The sequence below is a fragment of the Undibacterium sp. SXout7W genome (genome assembly GCF_049339385.1).
Taxonomy (GTDB): domain Bacteria; phylum Pseudomonadota; class Gammaproteobacteria; order Burkholderiales; family Burkholderiaceae_D; genus Undibacterium.
On record NZ_JBMPPF010000192.1, the window covers coordinates 1 to 254 of the forward strand.

General features: G+C 50.0%; 1 pseudogene. It reads left to right on the forward strand.

Annotated features, from left to right (window positions below):
• A pseudogene (locus ACO0LB_RS21065) lies at positions 1–126 on the forward strand (transposase); the annotation flags it as partial.
• Positions 127–254: the final 128 nt, after the last annotated feature.

Here is a 254-nt window from a genome sequence, read left to right on the forward strand (position 1 = left end):
ACCAAAAAAGGGAATCAATGGCACTTTGGTATGAAGGGTCATATTGGTGTGGACAGCAAGACCAAATTGATACACAGCGTTGTCGCAACGGGTGCCAATGTCCATGACAGTCAGGTATTGCCTGACTGTAACCGCCCGGCGAACTCATGTTGACCGAACGACTTTATCGTGGTGAGAATTATTGTACGGTGGCCCAGCGATGCGGGAGCAGTTGGCTAATTTGACTAAACGGTTGTAGCGGCAGCCGTTCCAGA